This is a genomic window from Pseudomonas sp. NFR16 (assembly GCF_900108875.1).
Taxonomy (GTDB): Bacteria; Pseudomonadota; Gammaproteobacteria; order Pseudomonadales; family Pseudomonadaceae; genus Aquipseudomonas.
On record NZ_FNYJ01000001.1, the window covers coordinates 447370 to 466715 of the forward strand.

Annotated in this window: 15 protein-coding genes; 5 read left to right on the forward strand and 10 right to left on the reverse strand. The window is 60.3% G+C overall.

Annotated features, from left to right (window positions below; genetic code table 11):
- The first annotated feature begins 67 nt into the window (after nt 1–67).
- Complete coding sequence (locus BMZ10_RS02130) at nt 68–685, forward strand: hypothetical protein (protein WP_093458402.1); 618 nt, start codon at nt 68–70, stop codon at nt 683–685.
- Nucleotides 686–1406: 721 nt separating this feature from the next.
- Here BMZ10_RS02130 and BMZ10_RS02135 read toward each other — a convergent pair.
- From BMZ10_RS02135 to BMZ10_RS02180, 10 genes are all read right to left on the reverse strand, one after another.
- Nucleotides 1407–2345 (reverse strand): carbohydrate kinase family protein, encoded by a 939-nt coding sequence (locus BMZ10_RS02135; protein ID WP_093458403.1) that lies wholly within the window; start codon nt 2343–2345, stop codon nt 1407–1409.
- Between the two features lie 30 nt (nt 2346–2375).
- A complete protein-coding gene (gene xylB, locus BMZ10_RS02140; RefSeq protein WP_093458404.1) occupies nt 2376–3857 on the reverse strand; it encodes a xylulokinase in 1482 nt (493 codons plus the stop codon).
- Nucleotides 3858–3865: 8 nt separating this feature from the next.
- Entirely contained in the window at nt 3866–5383 is a 1518-nt protein-coding gene (locus tag BMZ10_RS02145) for a mannitol dehydrogenase family protein (protein ID WP_093458405.1), read from the reverse strand.
- A gap of 37 nt (nt 5384–5420) precedes the next feature.
- A complete protein-coding gene (locus tag BMZ10_RS02150) occupies nt 5421–6524 on the reverse strand; it encodes an ABC transporter ATP-binding protein (RefSeq protein ID WP_093458406.1) in 1104 nt (367 codons plus the stop codon).
- A 150-nt stretch (nt 6525–6674) separates the two neighbouring features.
- Nucleotides 6675–7508, reverse strand: a complete 834-nt coding sequence (locus tag BMZ10_RS02155; RefSeq protein ID WP_093458407.1) for a carbohydrate ABC transporter permease — start codon at nt 7506–7508, stop codon at nt 6675–6677.
- A gap of 10 nt (nt 7509–7518) precedes the next feature.
- Nucleotides 7519–8451, reverse strand: a complete 933-nt coding sequence (locus BMZ10_RS02160; RefSeq protein ID WP_093458408.1) for a carbohydrate ABC transporter permease — start codon at nt 8449–8451, stop codon at nt 7519–7521.
- A 76-nt stretch (nt 8452–8527) separates the two neighbouring features.
- Nucleotides 8528–9853 carry an ABC transporter substrate-binding protein gene (locus BMZ10_RS02165; protein ID WP_093458409.1) on the reverse strand — a complete coding sequence of 442 codons (1326 nt, stop codon included), beginning with the start codon at nt 9851–9853 and terminating at the stop codon, nt 8528–8530.
- Between the two features lie 242 nt (nt 9854–10095).
- On the reverse strand, nt 10096–11001 hold the full coding sequence (locus tag BMZ10_RS02170) for an AraC family transcriptional regulator (protein ID WP_093458410.1): 906 nt from the start codon (nt 10999–11001) through the stop codon (nt 10096–10098).
- 124 nt (nt 11002–11125) lie between these two features.
- Nucleotides 11126–12421, reverse strand: coding sequence for a glycosyltransferase (locus BMZ10_RS02175; protein ID WP_371265914.1), 1296 nt, complete (start codon nt 12419–12421; stop codon nt 11126–11128).
- Nucleotides 12411–12773, reverse strand: coding sequence for a response regulator (locus BMZ10_RS02180; protein ID WP_093458411.1), 363 nt, complete (start codon nt 12771–12773; stop codon nt 12411–12413). Before BMZ10_RS02180 ends, BMZ10_RS02175 begins: the two co-directional genes overlap by 11 nt.
- Nucleotides 12774–13045: 272 nt before the next feature.
- Here BMZ10_RS02180 and BMZ10_RS02185 point away from each other — a divergent pair, with 272 nt between their 5' ends.
- The 4 genes from BMZ10_RS02185 to BMZ10_RS02200 are packed head-to-tail and all read left to right on the forward strand — an operon-like array spanning nt 13046 to nt 19202.
- A complete protein-coding gene (locus BMZ10_RS02185) occupies nt 13046–16543 on the forward strand; it encodes a response regulator (RefSeq protein WP_093458412.1) in 3498 nt (1165 codons plus the stop codon).
- A gap of 48 nt (nt 16544–16591) precedes the next feature.
- On the forward strand, nt 16592–17413 hold the full coding sequence (locus BMZ10_RS02190) for a CheR family methyltransferase (protein WP_093458413.1): 822 nt from the start codon (nt 16592–16594) through the stop codon (nt 17411–17413).
- Nucleotides 17410–18027, forward strand: a complete 618-nt coding sequence (locus BMZ10_RS02195) for a chemotaxis protein CheB (protein WP_093458414.1) — start codon at nt 17410–17412, stop codon at nt 18025–18027. The genes BMZ10_RS02190 and BMZ10_RS02195 overlap by 4 nt, the downstream gene beginning before the upstream one ends.
- Complete coding sequence (locus tag BMZ10_RS02200; protein WP_093458415.1) at nt 18021–19202, forward strand: hybrid sensor histidine kinase/response regulator; 1182 nt, start codon at nt 18021–18023, stop codon at nt 19200–19202. Before BMZ10_RS02195 ends, BMZ10_RS02200 begins: the two co-directional genes overlap by 7 nt.
- The last annotated feature ends 144 nt before the right edge of the window (nt 19203–19346 follow it).

Here is a 19346-nt window from a genome sequence, read left to right on the forward strand (position 1 = left end):
AACAGAATGTGGCATCCGTTTTGCTGTCACTCCGTTTGCATCGACAACCTGGATAAGGAGGTGAAAGATGATTATCGGTAACAGTGCCATCCAGCACTTCGTGTCGAAGGTCGTGGCTCACACGCACCTGGACCCGACGGACAAGGATGCGTACAACACGGCAGTGGCCGGCGCCTCATCCGCCCCGGTCGCGGCGATCGCGGGCAGCACGGACAGCGCGACTCAGGGCAGTGCCGACGACAAGCAGGGCTACGACGAGTCTTTCGCCAAAATGATGGTGAACCTCAAGGCAGCGCTGGCCAACACCACCGCCTCGGTGTTGGACGACGATAAAGCGGCTGCGGCCGCGGCATTTTCATCCAGCACTGACAAGCAGGTCGCGGCGTCGGACAGTGTCGTGAAAACCGTCTCCGACGGCATTGCCGCCAGCGACAGCGCAGCGGGTGCATCGAGCGTGGGTTCGGCCAAGGATCAGTTCCTGGCCTACATGAACCAGACCGATGCCGAAAAGGTGCGTCAGCAGCTGACCGGCGTGAGCAAGGAAGAGTACGACAACATGACGCCGGAGCAGCAGGCGGCGGTGGACAAGAAAGTTGCCGAGCTGCAAAAGCAGAAGCAGGAGCAGCAGATCGCCGAATCTGAAGTGAAAACCAGGATTGCGATGGCCAAGGCCGAAATGGCCTGAGGCGCTGTGCGTCAGTGGAAGTGCTGGGTAAAAGAACAAGGGGCAGCGGTGTAGACCGGCTGCCCCTTTTTTTGTCTGAACGCCGTGTACCGGTAAGGCCGCGGTGCCGGAAAGTAGGATTTATCCGGGAATGCGATGTAGTCGGGGAATGCGTCGTAGGACCGGCTTCAGCCGGGAAAAGGGCGGTGTGGTCACCCTCGATTTTGCGGTGTGGTCACCCTCGATTTTGCGGCGTGACGCCCGACGCGTTCCCGGCTAAAGCCGGTCCTACGGTTTGAACGCGGTCCGCCCAGGAGATACGGTGTGTCCGGAGCGCGCGGTGTACCACGGGAAACGGCGGCGCACCCGGCAAATGCGAAGTGCTGGGGAATGCGTCGTAGGACCGGCTTTAGCCGGGAAGGGGCGGTGTGGTCACCCTCAATTTTGCGGTGTGACCACCCGCTATTCTGCGGTGTGACGCCCGACGCGCTCCCGGCTGAAGCCGGTCCTACGGTTTTAACGCGGTGCGCCAGGAGATACGGTGTGTCCGGAGAGCGCGGTGTACCACGGGAAACGGCGGCGCACCCGGCAAATGCGAAGTGCTGGGGAATGCGTCGTAGGACCGGCTTTAGCCGGGAAGAGGGCGGTGTGGTCACCCTCGATTCTGCGGCGTGACGCCCGATGCTTTCCTGGCTGAAGCCGGTCCTACGGTTTTAACGCGATGAAGGAGATCAGCAGCGCGCTACTGTACCTGATGCCGGTACGGCAGATCCGGGCCCACGCGGGTGCAGGTCACGGCCGCAGCGGCGACGGCGAAGTTGAGCATTGCGGTCAGCGTTTCGCGATCCAGCGACGGCAGGCTTGCCGGGGTGTCGAGTCCGCGCTCGGTCAGGAAGGTGATCAGCGCGGCCTGAAACGTGTCGCCCGCACCGACGGTGTCGGCTGTCTTCACGTCGCGGGCGGGGACCGACCAGTCGCCCTGTTCGCGCGTGAAGATGCTGGCACCCTCACGCCCCCGGGTCATGATCACCAGCTGGCAGTTGTGCTGCAGCCAGCCTTTGGCGATGTCCTGGGCGGGGACATCCGGATATAGCAACTCCAGATCTTCATCGCTGACCTTGATGATGTGGGCGTGCTCGGCGAATTTCGCCACCTGGCTGCGCCACAGCTCAATGCTTGGCGCAGGGTTCAGGCGCACGTTGGGGTCGAAGGTGATCAGGCGCTGGCCGCTTTCACGTTGCACCAGCGTCAGCAAGGCATCGGCCACCGGCTGCACCACCAGCGAGAACGAACCGACGTGCAGGCCGCGCACGTTGTCGTCCAGCGTCGGCAGTTGCTCCACGGTCAACAAGCGGTCGGCGCAACCTTCGCCACGAAAGTTGTACTGCGGCGAGCCGTCGGCGCCGACCGCGACCATCGACAGCGTGGTGGGGGCGTCGAAATGCAGCAGGAAATCGTTGCGGACACCTTCGGCTTCCAGTACGGCCGCCAGGCGCTTGCCAAGGAAGTCGGTGGAAATCCCGGCAAAGAAACCGGCCTCCACACCGAGCCTGCGCAGGCCTACTGCAACGTTGAACGGTGAGCCTCCGGCGATGGCCTGATAGCCGATTTTATTGAGTTGCGCGCTCGTGTCCGGTTGACTGAAAAAGTCGAACAATGCTTCGCCACAGACCAGGTACATAGTTGCTCCGTTAGGGCAGACGCCTGTGCGTCAGAGGCCCTGCAATTGATTGCGATAATGCTGATACACCGCCTGGTACGCCGCCACGTGTTCAGCCACGGGCCGGGTTTCGCTGGCCGGGTCGAGGCTGACGCAGCGTTCGCACAGTGCCTGTAACGACTCGTCAGCGCCATCGGTCTGCGAGCGGCACCAGGCGGCCTGAATGGCGGCGCCCAGCGCGGCGGCCTCGCTGCCGGTGGTGCAGACGACCGGGGTGTCCATGATATCAGCGACAATCTGCCGCCAGATTGCGCTCTTGGCGCCACCGCCGATCAGGCGGATGTTCGCGCTCTGGATGCCGCTGTCACGCAGCAGGTCCAGGCCGTAACGCAGGCCGAACGTCGTGCCTTCGACCACGGCGCGGCACAGGTTGGCCTGATTGAGATTGGTGCTGTCCAGCCCGACGATGCTGCCGGTGGCGTGGGGCAGGGCAGGCACGCGTTCGCCATTGAGGAACGGCAGCATCAGCACGCCCTGCGCACCGATCGGTGCCGACGCGACGGCGGCGTTGAAGGCGCCGATGTCCAGGGTGAACAGCTCGCGGACCGCGCTGGTCGCGTTGGTCAGGTTCATCGTGCAGATCAACGGCAACCAGCCGCCGGACGAGGAACAGAAGGTTGCCACCGATGGCTGCTCGCTGACATTGCCTGCGTCGGCATAGGCGTAAACCGTTCCCGACGACCCCAGGCTCATGGTGATCAGGCCGGGCGCGATGTTGCCGGTGCCGATGGCCCCCATCATGTTGTCGCCGCCGCCGCTCGAAACCAGCGCCTCGGGATTGAGCCCGAGTCGCTCGGCAATCGCCGGCAGGATCCTGCCGACCGGCTGGTGGGACTCGATCAGCTCTGGCAGTGCGTTGACCAAGCGGCCGCTGGGGTCAATGTGCTGCAGGATGTCGGTGTCCCACTGACGGGTGCGGACGTTGAAATAGCCGGTGCCCGACGCGTCGCCGTATTCACTGGCACAACGGCCCGTGAGCCAGTAATTGAGAAAGTCGTGGGGCAGCAGAATCTTGTCGATGCGCGCAAACAGCTCGGGAAACTGCTCTTTGGTCCACAGCAGTTTGGACACGGTGTAGCCGGGCGCGATGGCGATGCCCAGACGTTCAAGCGAGCCCGCTTCGCCGCCGAGGTAGTCGAGCAGCCGGTCGTTCTCCGGCGCCGATTCAGTGTCGCACCACAATTTTGCCGGGCGCAGCACCTGGCCCCGTTCGTCGATCATCACCAGGCCGTGCTGCTGCCCGGAGACCCCGATGCCTTTGATCTCGGCACCGGAAATGCCGGCCTGCTTCAACGCCGCCGCCGTGGCCTGCTCGAACGCGTCGAGCCACTCCTGCACTTCCTGCTCGCGGCGCCCGTTGGCACCGCTGATCATGTGATGAGCGCCCGAGCCTTCGCCCAGAACCTTGCCGCTGCTGGCATCAAGGACAATCGCCTTGGTGCCTTGGGTGCCGCAATCGATGCCGAGAAACATGTGTCACCTCAGACGGTTTTCGCCAACAGATTTTCCAGGGTTTGGCTGACGCCCAATTGCTTCAGGCTGTTCAGGTTGTGCTCGAAGGCGGCGACGAATTCGACGGATTTCGGAATGGCCGCGCCGAAGATTTCCTCGACTTCGAGCAGGCGTTGCGTCACCAGCACATCGTCGACGACCAGCGCTTTGCAGAAATCGGCACGCGGATCGACAACCTTGTACTCGACGCCGTTCTCACCTTTGAAATCGCGATTCTGGTTGCCTTGCAGGTACAGCGCCCAGGCTGCGACCACCAGCGATGCCCGTTCCAGATTGCCCTGGTCGACGATCAACCGGTTGATGGTCGGCACGGTGAATTTCGGGAATTTCGACGAGCCGTCCGAGCACACGCGCTCCAGCTGGTCGGCAATGGCCTGATTGGAGAAGCGGTCGATCAGGGTCTGTTTGTACTCGGTGAGGTCGATGCCTGGAACCGGTGCGAGTTGCGGCGTGACATCCAGGTCCATGTAGGTGCGGATGTAATCGACGAACAGCGGGTCGTTCATGGTTTCGTGGACGAAGCGATAGCCCTTCAGCGCGCCGAGGTAGGTCAGCGCCAGGTGACTGCCGTTGAGCAGCTTGATCTTCATTTCTTCATACGGCGTCACGTCGTCGGTGAACTGCACGCCGACTTTTTCCCACGCTGGACGGCCGTTGACGAACTTGTCTTCCAGCACCCACTGCACGAACGGTTCGCACACCACCGGCCAGGCATCGTCGATGCCCTTTTCGTCATGCAGCTGCAGGCGATGGGCCGTGCTGGTCATGGGCGTGATGCGGTCGACCATGGCATTGGGGAAGCTGACGTTCTCGGCGATCCAGTCATGCAGATCGACATCGCGCTCTTTGGCAAAGGCCAGCAGCGCCTTGCGGGTGACCGCGCCGTTGTGCGGCAGGTTATCGCAGGACATCAGCGTGAACGCCGGCGTGCCTTCTGCACGGCGTTTGGCAAGCGCCGCGCACAGGTAGCCGAACACGGTTTTCGGCGTGGCGGGGTGCTCAAGATCGTGCTGAATCTGCGGCAGGTGACTCATGAACTCGCCGGTGCTGTCGTCGATGCAGTAGCCACCTTCGGTGATGGTCAGCGAGACAATGCGGATGTCGGGGCTGGCGAGCTTGTCGATCAGCGCCAGGTCGTTGTCGGTGGACATCAGCATCTGGCTCATTGAGCCGATGATGCGGGTTTCGGTGTCCGGCGTATCGCCCAGCTCGAACAGGGTGTAGAGAAAATCCTGGCCCTTGAGCGCCTCGAAATTGGCCCGGTCTTCTTCGCGCAGGCTGACGCCGCAAATGGCCCAGTCCAGCCCTTCGCCGCTCTTGTCGTTGGCACCGAGCGACATCAGCGCATCGGTATAAAACGCCTGGTGGGCGCGGTGAAAGCCACCGACGCCAATGTGCGCGATGCCTTGGCGACGGTCTTCAAGGGCGTAGGCGGGCAGGGCAATGCCCGGGCCGAGGTTCGACAGATTCTGCTTGTTCAGTTTCATGATGAGTTCCCGAATTCCTGATGCGGTAGATCTCGACTCAGGCGGCAGCCTGCAGGGCTTTGCCGATGACCTGGCCCTGAGCGTCGAACAAGTGGCAATGCGCGCTATCCAGATGCAGGTTCAACGTTTCGCCGTACTGGCTGGCCATGTCGCCGCGGATGCGCATGGTCAGCGCCTCCCCGGAGGCGGTGCGCACGTGGCAGAACGTGTCACTGCCCAGACGCTCGCTGACGTCAGCCACCACTTGCAACTGACAGTCACCGGCGTTGGCCAGCTCCAGATGTTCGGGACGGATGCCCAGCGTCACGGCGTCGCCGACACTTTGCTGAGCGTTGGTGAACGGCAGATTGATCCGGGCGCCGGCGTCGAGGGTGACTTCGCAGCCCGTGGCGTCGACCCGGCTGACCTTGCCCTTGAGAAAGCCCATTTTTGGCGTACCGAGGAAACCGGCGACGAACAGGTTGGCCGGATGGTGATACAGCTCCAGCGGCGAACCGACCTGTTCCACCCGGCCGCCGTTGAGCACGACCACTTTGTCGGCCAGGGTCATGGCTTCGACCTGATCGTGGGTCACGTAAATCATCGTCGCTTCCAGCTCTTTATGCAGGCGCGACAGTTCCAGGCGCGTCTGGACCCGCAGCGCGGCATCGAGGTTGGACAGCGGTTCGTCGAACAGAAAGATCTTTGGATTACGCACGATGGCGCGGCCGATCGCCACGCGCTGACGCTGCCCGCCCGAGAGCTGTTTGGGTTTGCGTTCCAGCAGCGGGCCGAGTTCGAGAATGCGCGCGGCCTCGGCGACCTTCTTTTCGACCTCGGCTTTTGGCGTGCCCGCAAGATCGAGGGCAAACGACAAATTCTTGCCCACGGTCATGTGCGGGTACAGCGCGTACGTCTGGAACACCATTGCCAGATCGCGCTTGGCCGGCGTGACTTGAGTGATCTCGCGACCATCGAGCTCAATGCTGCCGCTGGTGACGTCTTCAAGGCCGGCGATCAGGCGCAGCAGCGTGGATTTGCCACAGCCGGACGGACCGACGAAGACCACGAATTCACGGTCTTTGACGTCCAGGTCGATGCCTTTGATGATCTGGTGGCCGTCGAAGCCTTTTTGCAGATTTCTGATTGTCAGGTTAGCCATGTGGGGCTCCAGTTTTTGTTCTTCAAAAAACATCAGTGGTAGGAACGCGTTTGGCCGCGATTGCGTTTTTCCAATCACCCCTATGCGTTGCTGGACCAACGCAATCGCGGGCAAGCGCGCTCCTACACAGTAGATATTGCTTCGCTCGGCTTATTTCACCGCACCAAACGACAAGCCGCGGACCAGTTGTTTCTGGCTGATCCAGCCAAAGATCAAAATCGGCGCACAGGCCAGGGTCGACACCGCTGAAAGCTTGGCCCAGAACAGACCTTCAGGGCTCGAATACGAGGCGATCAGTGCCGTCAGTGGCGCGGCGTTGGACGAGGTCAGGTTGAGCGACCAGAACGCTTCGTTCCAGCACAGGATCAGTGAGAGCAGGGCGGTTGAGGCCAGGCCGCCTTTGCAGATCGGAATCAGCACCTTGAAGATTTCCTGACGGGTGCTCGCGCCATCCAGCCGGGAGGCCTCGAGGATTTCCCCGGGAATGTCCTTGAAGTAGGTGTAAATCATCCAGACCACGATCGGCAGGTTGATCAGCGTATAGATCACGATCAGCGCGATGCGCGAGTCCAGCAGGCCGAAGCTCTTGGCCAGCAGGTAGATCGGCATCAGCACGCCCACAGGCGGCAGCATCTTGGTGGACAGCATCCACAGCAGCGTGCTCTTGGTGCGCTTGGTCTCGAAGAAGGCCATCGAATAGGCAGCCGGCACCGAAATCAGCAGGCACAGGATCGTTGCACTGAATGAAATCAGCACCGAGTTCCAGGCAAAGTGGAAGTAGTCGCTGCGCTCCTGAATGTGCAGGTAGTTTTCCAGCGTGGGCGTGAAAATGAACTGCGGCGGCGTGGCGAACGCATCGATCTCGGTCTTGAAGCTGGTCAGGACCATCCAGAAGATCGGGAAGAAAATCAGCGCCGCGATCAGCCACGACAGCGTGCCGAGCAGCACGCTTTGCAGGCGGCGGGATTGTTTGAGCGTCATCATGACCTTGCCCTCAAGACTTGTCGGTGAGGTTTTTGCCGATCATCCGCACCAGGATGATCGCGGCAATGTTGGCAATGACCACGGCAATCAAGCCGCCCGCCGATGCCATGCCCACGTCGAATTGCAGCAGCGCCTGGTTGTAGATCAGGTACGCCAGGTTGGTCGAAGCGAAGCCCGGACCGCCGTTGGTGGTGGTGTAGATTTCCGCGAAGACCGACAGCAGGAAGATCGTCTCGATCATCACCACCACCGCGATCGGACGCGCCAGGTGGGGCAGGGTCAGGTGCCAGAAGATCGCGATCGGGCCGGCACCGTCCAGCCGCGCCGCTTCTTTCTGTTCCTGGTCCAGCGACTGCATCGCGGTCATCAGAATCAGGATCGCGAACGGCAGCCACTGCCAGGACACGATGATGATGATCGAGAGCATCGGGTAGTTGGCCAGCCAGTCCACCGGCTGGGCGCCGAACAGCTTCCAGACCGAGGCGAGAATCCCGGAGACCGGGTGAAAAATCAGGTTCTTCCAGATCAGCGCACTGACCGTCGGCATGATGAAGAACGGCGAGATGAGCAGCACCCGGACAATGCCGCGTCCGAGAAACTCACTGGCCTCCAGCAGCGCGGAGATCAGCACACCGAGGATCACGCTGATCGCCAGCACGCTGCCCACCAGCAGCAACGTGTTCATCGCACCCGGAAAAAAGCCTGAATCGGTGACGAAATACTCAAAGTTCTCAAGGCCTACGAATTCGTTCTCGCCCGGGTTGAGCAGGTTGTAGCGGATCAGCGAAAAGTAGAGGGTCATGCCCAGCGGGACGACCATCCAGACCAGCAGCAACAGCACCGATGGGCTGACCAGAAACCAGCCAGGCTTGGTGACGCTGCCTTTCTGTTGGCCTTGATCGCCGGCCGAGGCCGTGCGAGGGGGAAGGGTTGAGGTGTTCATGATGACTCCGAACCAGGGCAGTAGCTGAGCGGGGCAGCAGGGAGCAATCCCTGCTGCTGCCTTGAAACAGACGGGATCAACCCTTTTTCGGGTAACCCGCGCGCTTCATGTCACGCTCGGTCGCGCTTTGTGCCTGGGTCAGCGCAGCGTCCACCGTGGTCGAGCCCACCAGTGCCGCCGAGAATTGCTGACCGACGTTGGTGCCGATCTGCTGGAACTCAGGGATGGTCACCAGCTGAATGCCGACGTAAGGGACAGGCTTGAGCGTCGGCGCTTTAGGCGTCACGGCCTTGAGCGATTCCAGCGTGATGTCGGCAAACGGCGCGGCCTTTTTGTACGCGTCGGTGTAGGTCGATGCGCGCGTTCCTGGCGGAACGTTCGACACGCCGTCTTTCTCGGCCACCAGCGCCGCGTACTCTTTGGACGTGGCCCACTCGGTGAACGCGCGTGCGTCCTTGTCGTTCTTGGCGCTGGTCGGAATCGCCAGGGCCCACGAGTACAGCCAGGCCGAGCCCTTGTCGGTGACTTCGTGCGGCGCGTAGGTGAAGCCAACGTTGTCAGCCACTTTGCTCTGGGATTTGTCGGTGACGAAGGAGCCGGCAACGCTGGCGTCGACCCAGATGGCGCACTTGCCGCTGTTGAACAACGCCAGGTTCTCGTTGAAACCGTTGCTGGACGCGCCAGGAGGACCGTTCTTCTTCATCACGTTGACGTAGAAGTTCAGCGCGTTCTTCCATTCTGGCTGGTCGAACTGCGGCTTCCACTGCTCATCGAACCAGCGTGCGCCGAACGAGTTGGCCACCGTGCTGATCAGGGCCATGTTCTCGCCCCAGCCAGCCTTGCCCCGCAGGCAGATGCCGTACTGTTCCTTGGACTTGTCGGTGAGTTTGTCGGCGAACTCGGAGATCTGCGTCCAGGTCGGGCGTTCCGGCATGGTCAGTCCGGCGGCCTTGAAAAGATCCTTGCGGTAATAGGTGATGGAGCTTTCGGCGTAGAACGGTAGGGCGAAGAGTTTGCCATCGACGGAAAGGCCATCGCGTACCGATGGAAAGACGTCGTCAAGCGCGTAGGAAGCGGGGAGATTATTCATTTCCTTCAACCAGCCTTTGGCGCCCCAGAGTGATGCTTCGTACATGCCGATGGTCAAGACGTCGAACTGACCGCCCTTGGTCGCGATGTCGGTGGTCAGGCGCTGACGCAGGACGTTCTCTTCCAGGACGACCCACTTGAGCTTGATATCGGGATGCTGTTCTTCGAAGGTTTTCGACAGCCGCTGCATGCGGATCATGTCGCTGTTGTTGACGGTGGCGATGGTCACGTCACCCGCCATGGCGCTGGTGCAGAGGGTGAGGCCGAGCGTGAGACAGGTGCTGCCAAGCAGAACTTTTGCAGAGGTCTTCATTTATCACTCCTCTTCCGCGCCCAGGTGGACGACAGAAGCTTGGTTATTGTTTTTGTTCCTTCCGGAGGTCAGGAAGAATGTCAGTTGATTACAACGGTCTGCCCGGACGATGACAAATCCTGCGAGGCACTCGAACTGATACTTTTTTGCACTGAGAGTTCAGGTGACGACGCTCTAAAACTGCGTTCCAGCACGGGGCGGCGCAGTTCCAGCGTAGTCGATGAGCGTGGAAAGAGGGTGAATCAGTACAGGTTCTGTTCGGTCAGGCGCTGCACGGCGAGGCGTCGGTAATGGGAGGGCGTCATGCCTTTGAGCTTCTGGAAGCGCCGGTTAAAGTTCGAGATGTTGTTGAACCCGGACTCGAAACACACGTCAGTCACCGGTTTGTCGCCGTCGGCGAGCAGCTCGCAGGATTTGCTGATGCGCAGCCGATTGACAAACTCGACGAAGCAGCGGCCGGTCGCCTGCTTGAACACCCGTGAGAAATACGTCGGCTTCATGCCCAGATACTCGGCCACTTCTTCGAGGGGCAATTCGCGGGCGTAGTGCGTGAAGATGTAGTCCACCGCCTTGTTGGTGCGCTCGACGGCATGATCGTCCGACAGCTGCGAGGCTGTCGTTCCGGACAGCAGCTGGAAGTCGTCACTGGCGGCCAGCAACTCCAGCAGGATGAAAAAGTGACCCAGGCGGGTCATGCCCGTGGAGTCGGCGATCTTCTGCATCAGCCGGGTGGCCTGGCGGATCGTGCGCTTGCAGCGAAACTCGATGCCGTACTGCGCCCGTTCGAGCAACGGCGCCAGAGACTTGAGCTCGGCAAACACCTGGTTGCCGCTTTCCAGCAGCTCTTCGGTGAAGTTCACCAGCATGTCGCGCTTGGGCACCACCTCATCCTCTTCGATCTGGCTGATCCAGTTGTGAGGCAGGTTGGGGCCGGTGAGAAAGAGCGATTCAGGGTAGAAGTTACCGATGTAATCGCCGACGAACACCTTGCCGGAACTGGCCACGATCAAATGCAGCTCGTACTCCTTGTGAAAGTGCCAGCGCACCAGCGGACAAGGAAAGCCATGTTCCCGGTAGATGATGGACAGCCCGTTGTGGTCGTCCATCAGTTCGTAGGAAGGATCGGTGATTCTTGTTGTTTTTGTCATGGTGTTGCCGGTTCGTAAGAAGCACGGAAGGTAATGTGCACCATTCGAAGCGCAGAATACAGCCACCGCGCCTCAGACAAACACCACCTCGACGCGGCCTTCGCGGCGCGAGCGTGGTGCGGTCTTACATCTTGCGGTTCTTCGCCTCGATCCATTGCGACATGTATTGCGTGCTCTTGTGCAAGTGATGGCGGAGCATCGCGCCGGTGAAGTTTGCGGTGCGGTGAGCGGGCAAGTTGGCGCGCAGCTGGTCGATGCGCTCGATCAGCGTCTTGCAGTGCTGTGCATGGCGAAAACGCGCCTGCAGCACCTGCCAGCCCTCACGTTGTGCCTTTTCCCAGCGCGCCTGATCGGTATACAGGCGAACCGCTTCATCGGCCAGGCGCTGCGCGTCAGTGGCGACGGCGCCAGGGAAGGGCAACTCGCCGTGCATCGCTTCGGCGCCGATGGGCGTGGTGACGGTCGGCGTGCCGCAAACCATCGCGTCGATCACTTTACCTTTGATACCGGCGCCAAAGCGCAACGGCGCCAGCGACACCCGGGCAGCGGACATCACTTCGAGAGCATCCTCGGCCCAGTTCATGATGTGAAAGCCTTGCGCGGCGTTGTGCAGCGCGGCCGCCTTGGGCGGGGTGTAGGCGCCGTAGACGTGCAATTGCGCGTTCGGCATTTGCGCGCGAATCAGCGGCCAGATGGAGTGCTTGAGCCAAAGCACTGCGTCCCAGTTCGGCGCATGGCGGAAATTGCCGATGGTCAGGAAATGCGCGCGCTCATCGAATCCCTTGCCGTGATCAGGCACCTCGCGCACCAGCAGCGGCGCCCACAGTAGCAATGCGGCCGGCAGCGCGAACCGGCGGGTCAGCAACTCGATTTCCATGTCTGAAACCATCAGGCTCAGGTCGCTGCGATAGATCGCGGCGATCTCGCGCCGGGCAATATCGCTCTCGGCCATGAGCGCGAAAAGCGCGTCGTCGTCCAGTTTGAAATAGCCAGACAGGTCGGCATCGGGCTTGCCTTGCAACAGATCCTTGACCCGCTGATGACGGGCGTGACGCAGGCTCTGCAGATCGGAGGTCTCGAGGACGCGCACGGCCTGCGGGCAATGTTTCTCCACGCGCCAGCCGAACTGTTCCTCCATCAGGAACTGGTCGAACAGCACGACATCCGGTTGAAGGTCAGCGATGAAGCGGTCGAAGCTGCTGTCGTTGAGGGCGATGGCGACCTCGCGGATGCCCATCGCGGCCAGGTCGGCCTTGTGTTCGCCCTCGGTGGCGGCGCTTGCAAACGTGATTCGCCAGCCCCGTTCCAGGAAACACTCGGTCAGTTGCATGACATGCCCACTGGCGGCCGACGAGCGGGGTTCAGGCCATACGTAGCCGATGATCAGCAGGTGCGCGGCGGGGGTTGTTTCAGTGGCCAAGAATGCTGTTCACCTTGTCGCGCAACTGGTCGATGGAGAAAGGTTTGCCGATCGAGTGCATGCCATCCGGCACATCAATGGTCTCGGCGTAACCGCTGGCGAACAGCACCGGCATGTCCGGGCGTTCTTTCCTGGCTTGCCTGGCAAGCTCGATGCCGTCGATGTCCGGCAGGCCTTTGTCGGTCATCATCAGCGCGATCAATTGCGCCTTGTCTTGCACGAAGGCCATGGCCTCGGCGCCATCGGCCGCTTCGAGCACGCTGTATTCCAGCTCTTCAAGAACGTCGACGATCAACATCCGTACGATGTTGTCGTCTTCAACCACCAGAATTGTGCTGGCCGGGTTGGACATGAATATTTCCTTCAAAATGACAAAGCCTCGACCGAACAAACAGCGCCCGATCCATTGGATAGCAAGGCCTGCAATTGTGACAACATCCGGACATCAAAAACACAATTCAAACGGATGTTCTGGCATGTGCGGATCACTCAAACGTATAGTGCGCCGGGTTTCATTCCTCAGCTAAAGTCAGAAAATTCAACCTTATATGTCAGAAGCTGGAGTTTTTTGCTGAACATTCCGGCAAACTCCGTCGTTTAGACGAATCCGCCCGAGTCCTTGCGATGATCCAAACCTCTGCCGTCGATGAGCAACGTTTCCGCAAACTTCTTAGCCGCAACGTCACTTTACCCCTCGGGGTCGGCGTCCTCAGCGCCGTTTTCTTTGTCGTACTGATCACTTATCTGCTGTCGGCCATCCAGTGGGTGGAACACACCGACCGCGTCATTAATAACATCAACCGTTCGCTGAAGCTGGCGGTGGACATGGAAACCGGCATGCGCGGCTTCCTGCTCACGGGTGATGAACGTTTCCTCGATCCGTACGAGGTGGCCAAGCCGAGCATTATTTCCGAGCTCAACGGGCTCGAAGAACTGGTGGGCGACAATCCCGACCAAGTGGACCGCTTCAAGCGTCTGGCGTCGTTGCAGGAGTCGTGGAACCAGTTCGCGCAGGAAATGATCACGTTGCGCCGTACCAATGGTGACTACGCGACGCCCATTCAGAACCGGCGGGGCAAGCGTCTGGCCGACGAAATACGCGATCAGTACGAACAGGCTGCCAATATCGAGCATCAATTGCGTCTGACGCGCAACACCGACGTGACTCGCACGACGATCATTTCAGTGTCGGCCTACATCGGTTTCATCCTGATCGTCAGCGGTATTCTGGCCTGGGTCGGGCGCCGTGACATGACCGCACTGTCCAGTACGTATGCCGCAAACATAAAAAGCCAACAGGAAGACGCCGAGCGCCTGGCGCACGTCGCCTGGTTGCGCAACGGTCAGAGCGAGCTGGCCGAGCAGGTGATCGGGCAACTGACCCTCAACTTGCTCGGACGCAACGTGTTGCAGTTCTTCGCGCATTATCTGGGCGCGGTGGTTGCCGCGGTGTATGTGCGTCAGGAACACGGTGGCCTGGTCCGCGTCGCGTCCTATGGTTTCTCGCGTCAGCAGGAACTGCAGGAACAGTCCATTCATGGCGGCGAAGGCGTGGTCGGCAAGGCCGCCGAGCAAGACGAAATCATTACCCTGAACGACGTGCCGCACGATTATTTCAAGGTCACGTCCGGGCTGGGCGAAGGTGATCCGCGCAGTGTTGTAGTGGTTCCGACCAGCAATGACGATCAGGTCAATGGCGTCATCGAACTGGGCTTTCTGCGCGAGTTGACTCAGCGCGATATCGAGTTTCTCGAACTGGTGGCGGAAAACGTCGGCACGTCCATCGAAGCGGCGCGTTATCGCCAGCGCCTGCAGGAAGTCCTGGCCGAGACCCAGCAGCTCAATGAAGAACTGCAAGTGCAACAGGAAGAATTGCGCACCGCCAACGAAGAGCTCGAAGAGCAGTCGCGGATTCTCAAGGAGTCCCAGGTGCACCTGGAGACCCAGCAGGCGGAGCTTGAGCAGACCAACGAGCAGCTCGCCGAGCAGAGCAAGGCGTTGGCCGAGCAGCGCGACGCGCTAGACCGCAACAACGAAGAATTGAACATTGCCCAGGTCGAACTCGAAGCTCGCGCCGACGAGTTGCAGCGCTCGAGCAAGTACAAGTCCGAGTTCCTGGCGAATATGTCCCATGAGCTGCGCACGCCGCTCAACAGTTCGTTGATTCTGGCCAAGCTGCTGGCGGAAAACCCGCAGGAAAACCTTACCGAAGAACAGGTCAAGTTTGCCGAATCAATCTATTCGGCTGGCAATGACTTGTTGAACCTGATCAACGACATCCTCGACATTTCCAAAGTCGAAGCCGGCAAGCTCGACGTGCGCCCGGAAAACAGCAGCGTCAGCCGTCTGGTCGATGGACTGCGCATGACCTTCGAACCACTGGCTGCCGACAAGCAGTTGCATTTCTCCGTCGAAGTTCAGGCAGGTGCGCCGGTGTCGCTGTACACCGACCGTCAGCGCCTGGAGCAGATCCTCAAGAATCTGCTCTCCAATGCCGTCAAGTTTACCGAGAGCGGCGCGGTCAGCCTGACCGTGTCGCCTCAACCAGGCGGTGGCGTGGCGTTCACGGTGCGCGATTCCGGCATCGGTATCGCCGAAGACCAGCAAGAAAGCATCTTCGAGGCGTTCCGTCAGGCTGACGGCACCACCAACCGCCGTTACGGCGGTACGGGCCTGGGACTGTCGATTTCCCGCGATCTGGCGAGCCTGCTGGGCGGCTCGATCTCGGTGACCAGTGCGCCCGGTCAGGGCAGCATTTTCACCCTCGTGCTGCCTGAGCAGTATGTGGAGTCGACGCCGTCGCAGTATGCCGAGGCGCCGCCTGTCGTCGCCCAACCGGCGCCGCCGTTGCCCGTCCCTGCGCCTGCTCCGGTCGTTGCCCCGGTCGTCGAGCCGATCCCGCGCTTCCCTGATGACCGCGAAAAAGCGCCTTTCAACAAGCGTTGCATTCTGGTGATCGAAGACGAAGTCCGATTCGCGCACATCCTCTTCGATCTGGCTCATGAGCTGGGTTACTACTGCCTGGTCGCTCATGCCGCGGACGAAGGTTTCGATCTGGCGTCCGGCTTCCTGCCCGACGCCATATTGCTGGACATGCGCCTGCCCGATCATTCCGGACTGACGGTCCTGCAGCGCCTGAAGGAAATTCCGTCGACACGGCATATTCCGGTGCACGTCATTTCCGTCGAGGACCGTCAGGAAGCCGCGTTGCAGATGGGCGCTATCGGTTACGCGGTCAAGCCGACCACCCGCGAAGAGCTCAAAGACGTGTTCGCGCGTCTGGAAGCCAAGCTCACGCAGAAGGTCAAACGCGTTCTGCTGGTTGAAGATGACGCGCTGCAACGCGACAGTATCGCTCGACTGATCGGGGACGACGACATCGAGATCACCGCCGTCGGATTCGCTCAGGACGCGCTGGAGCTGCTGCGCGATAACGCTTATGACTGCATGATCATCGACCTCAAGCTGCCGGACATGCTCGGCAATGACTTGCTCAAGCGCATGTCCACCGATGAGATCTGCGCGTTCCCGCCGGTCATCGTCTACACCGGGCGCAACCTGACCCGCGATGAAGAGGCCGAGCTGCTCAAGTATTCGCGCACGATCATCATCAAAGGCGCGCGCTCGCCGGAACGCCTGCTCGACGAGGTCACGCTGTTCCTGCACAAGGTCGAGTCGCAGCTGTCCAACGAGCGTCAGAAAATGCTCAAGACTGCCCGCAGCCGCGACCGCGTGTTCGAGGGCCGCAAGATCCTGGTGGTCGACGATGACGTGCGCAACATCTTCGCCCTGACCAGCGCGCTGGAGCACAAGGGCGCGATCGTCGAGGTGGGGCGCAACGGGCTGGAAGCCATCGACAAACTCAACACCATCGAAGACATCGATCTGGTGCTGATGGACGTGATGATGCCGGAGATGGACGGTTACGAGGCGACCATGCAGATCCGCAAGGACCCGCGCTGGCGCAAGCTGCCGATCATCGCCGTGACCGCCAAGGCCATGAAAGACGATCAGGACCGCTGCCTGCAGGCGGGCTCTAACGATTACCTGGCCAAGCCGATCGATCTGGATCGTCTGTTCTCGCTGATTCGCGTGTGGTTGCCGAAGATGGAACGTATCTGAATGGATCGGATCAATTGACCACCCTCGTAGAAAGCCCGGATTTTGCTGATGTCTCATGAGAGAAACGCCGATATCGAATTGCGCTTGCTGATTGAGGCGATCTATCTAAAGTACAGCTACGACTTTCGCGATTACTCGGGCGCGTCGGTCAAGCGGCGCGTCGCCCACGCGTTGCGTCAGTTCGAGCTCAAGACCATTTCGGCCTTGCAGGAGCGCGTGCTGCATGATCCGTCCGCGTTCATGCAATTGCTGCAGTTCCTGACGATTCCGGTCAGTGAGATGTTTCGCGACCCGTCACACTTCCTGGCGATTCGTCAGGAAGTGGTGCCGGTGCTCAAGACCTACCCGTCGCTGAAAATATGGATCGCCGGATGCAGCACGGGGGAGGAGGTGTATTCGATGGCGATTCTGTTGCGCGAGGAAGGCCTGCTCGACCGCGCAATCATCTACGCCACCGACATCAATCCCAGCTCTCTGGAAAAAGCCAAGCAAGGCATTTTCTCGATGGACCACATTCCAGGCTACAACACCAATTACCTGAAGGCCGGCGGCAAACGTCAGTTTTCCGATTACTACACCGCCGCCTACGACCATGCGATCTTCGACAAGAAGCTGCGTGAGAATGTCACTTTTGCGGACCATAGTCTGGCCACCGACAGTGTGTTTTCCGAAACACAGTTGATCTCGTGTCGAAACGTGCTGATCTATTTCAACAAGAAACTGCAGGATCGTGCGTTCGGTCTGTTCCACGAATCGCTGTGTCATCGCGGGTTTCTGGTGCTGGGCAGCAAGGAAACCCTGGATTTCTCCGGTTATAAAGATCAATTCGAACCCTTGGTCAAACAAGAGCGGATCTACCGCAAATCATGAAAACGTCCTTTACCGGTATTGACCCCGATCAACCCGCCTTGCCGGTGGTCGACGCCATCGTCGTGGGAGCGTCGGCGGGTGGCGTCGAAGCCTTGTTGACCATCTTCCGGCGGCTGCCCCGAGGCTTCGGGTTGCCGATCCTGACCGTGCTGCATCTGCCCGACGAACGACGCAGCCATCTGGCCGAGGTGTTCCGTTCGCACCTTGCGATACCGGTCAAGGAAGCCGACGACAAAGAAACCATCGCCCCTGGCACGCTGTACTTCGCAGCGCCGGGTTATCACCTTTCTGTGGAGTCCGATTTCAGCCTGTCCCTGAGTCAGGAAGAGCGGGTTTTCCACTCCCGGCCCAGCGTCGATATTCTCTTCGAATCCGCCGCTGACGCTTACGACGCGAGGCTTGCAGGCGTGCTGCTCACCGGTGCCAACAATGATGGTGCCCGGGGTATGGCACGAATCAAGGAGTACGGTGGTCTGACCGTGGTCCAGGATCCGGCGCAGGCGCTGGCGCGCACCATGCCCGAAGCTGCGCTGGCCCTGCATACACCGGACTTTCTCTTGCCTTTGCCCGACATCGGCCTGTTGCTTGTCGAGCTGGAACGAATTGCATGCTGAGTGAAATCAAAGCCAAACTGCTGATCGTCGACGATCTGCCCGAGAACCTGCTTGCGCTCGAAGCGTTGATCAAACGCGAAGACCGTCAAGTGTTCAAGGCGCTGTCTGCCGACGAAGCATTGTCGCTGTTGCTGGAGCACGAGTTCGCCATGGCGATCCTCGACGTGCAGATGCCTGGCATGAACGGCTTCGAACTCGCGGAAATGATGCGTGGCACCGAAAAGACCAAGAACATCCCGATCGTGTTCGTCAGCGCCGCAGGTCGGGAGTTGAACTACGCGTTCAAAGGTTACGAAAGCGGGGCCGTGGATTTCCTGCACAAGCCGCTGGATATTCACGCGGTCAAGAGCAAGGTCAACGTCTTCGTCGACCTTTATCGTCAGCGCAAGGCCCTCAAACAGCAACTGGAGGAACTCGAGCGCAGCCGTCAGGAACAAGAGGCGCTGCTGCGTGAGCTGAAGTCCACGCAGAACGAGCTGGAGCATGCGATTCGCATGCGTGACGATTTCATGTCCATCGTCTCCCACGAGGTGCGTACGCCCCTCAACGGCCTGATCCTGGAAACCCAGTTGCGCAAATTGCACCTGGCCAAGGACAATGCGTCGGCGTTCACCATGGACAAGCTCAAGGCCATGGTCGACCGCGATGAGCGGCAGATTCAGAGCCTGATCCGGCTCATCGAGGACATGCTCGACGTGTCGCGCATTCGCACCGGCAAGCTGTCGATCCGCACCAGCCCGTTCGACCTCTCCGAACTGGTGGTCAATCTGGTGGAAAGTTACGCCGCGCAGATCGCCGCAGCCGAAAGCGTGGTCACATTGCACGCCAGCGAGCCGGTCATCGGCGTATGGGATGAATTCCGCATCGAACAGGTGGTGGCGAACCTGCTGACCAACGCACTGCGCTATGGCGCGCACAAGCCCATTGAGGTCCGCGTCTACAGCGAGGGCAACGAGGCGTATGTGGAAGTGCGCGATCAGGGCATCGGCATCAGTGCCGAGAACCAGAAGCGTATCTTTCAGCAGTTCGAGCGGGTATCGGCCAGTCATGCCATCTCGGGGCTTGGGCTGGGGCTGTTCATTTCCGATCAGATCGTCGTCGCACACGGGGGTCGGATCAGCGTCGAAAGCGAGGAGGGCGCAGGCTCGGTTTTCCGCGTCAGCCTGCCACTTTAAGCCCTGTCTGGCGACGGCAGGCTCGAGCCAGAGCCTTGCCGTCGGATTATCCCGCATGTCCAACCGCAACCCTGCGACCGTCCGGCTAAATAACTGATTTTTCTGCGCAACCTCCTGCGCGGGTCATGGTCGTAATGGCAGCTA

What these genes read in the sequence shown, in the direction of transcription:
- BMZ10_RS02130 (WP_093458402.1), top strand. Translation starts at nt 68, where the DNA reads ATGATTATCGGTAACAGTGCCATCCAGCACTTCGTGTCGAAGGTCGTG.
- BMZ10_RS02135 (WP_093458403.1), bottom strand. Translation starts at nt 2,345, where the DNA reads ATGTACCTGGTCTGTGGCGAAGCATTGTTCGACTTTTTCAGTCAACCG.
- xylB (WP_093458404.1), bottom strand. Translation starts at nt 3,857, where the DNA reads ATGTTTCTCGGCATCGATTGCGGCACCCAAGGCACCAAGGCGATTGTC.
- BMZ10_RS02145 (WP_093458405.1), bottom strand. Translation starts at nt 5,383, where the DNA reads ATGAAACTGAACAAGCAGAATCTGTCGAACCTCGGCCCGGGCATTGCC.
- BMZ10_RS02150 (WP_093458406.1), bottom strand. Translation starts at nt 6,524, where the DNA reads ATGGCTAACCTGACAATCAGAAATCTGCAAAAAGGCTTCGACGGCCAC.
- BMZ10_RS02155 (WP_093458407.1), bottom strand. Translation starts at nt 7,508, where the DNA reads ATGATGACGCTCAAACAATCCCGCCGCCTGCAAAGCGTGCTGCTCGGC.
- BMZ10_RS02160 (WP_093458408.1), bottom strand. Translation starts at nt 8,451, where the DNA reads ATGAACACCTCAACCCTTCCCCCTCGCACGGCCTCGGCCGGCGATCAA.
- BMZ10_RS02165 (WP_093458409.1), bottom strand. Translation starts at nt 9,853, where the DNA reads ATGAAGACCTCTGCAAAAGTTCTGCTTGGCAGCACCTGTCTCACGCTC.
- BMZ10_RS02170 (WP_093458410.1), bottom strand. Translation starts at nt 11,001, where the DNA reads ATGACAAAAACAACAAGAATCACCGATCCTTCCTACGAACTGATGGAC.
- BMZ10_RS02180 (WP_093458411.1), bottom strand. Translation starts at nt 12,773, where the DNA reads ATGTCCAACCCGGCCAGCACAATTCTGGTGGTTGAAGACGACAACATC.
- BMZ10_RS02185 (WP_093458412.1), top strand. Translation starts at nt 13,046, where the DNA reads ATGATCCAAACCTCTGCCGTCGATGAGCAACGTTTCCGCAAACTTCTT.
- BMZ10_RS02190 (WP_093458413.1), top strand. Translation starts at nt 16,592, where the DNA reads ATGTCTCATGAGAGAAACGCCGATATCGAATTGCGCTTGCTGATTGAG.
- BMZ10_RS02195 (WP_093458414.1), top strand. Translation starts at nt 17,410, where the DNA reads ATGAAAACGTCCTTTACCGGTATTGACCCCGATCAACCCGCCTTGCCG.
- BMZ10_RS02200 (WP_093458415.1), top strand. Translation starts at nt 18,021, where the DNA reads ATGCTGAGTGAAATCAAAGCCAAACTGCTGATCGTCGACGATCTGCCC.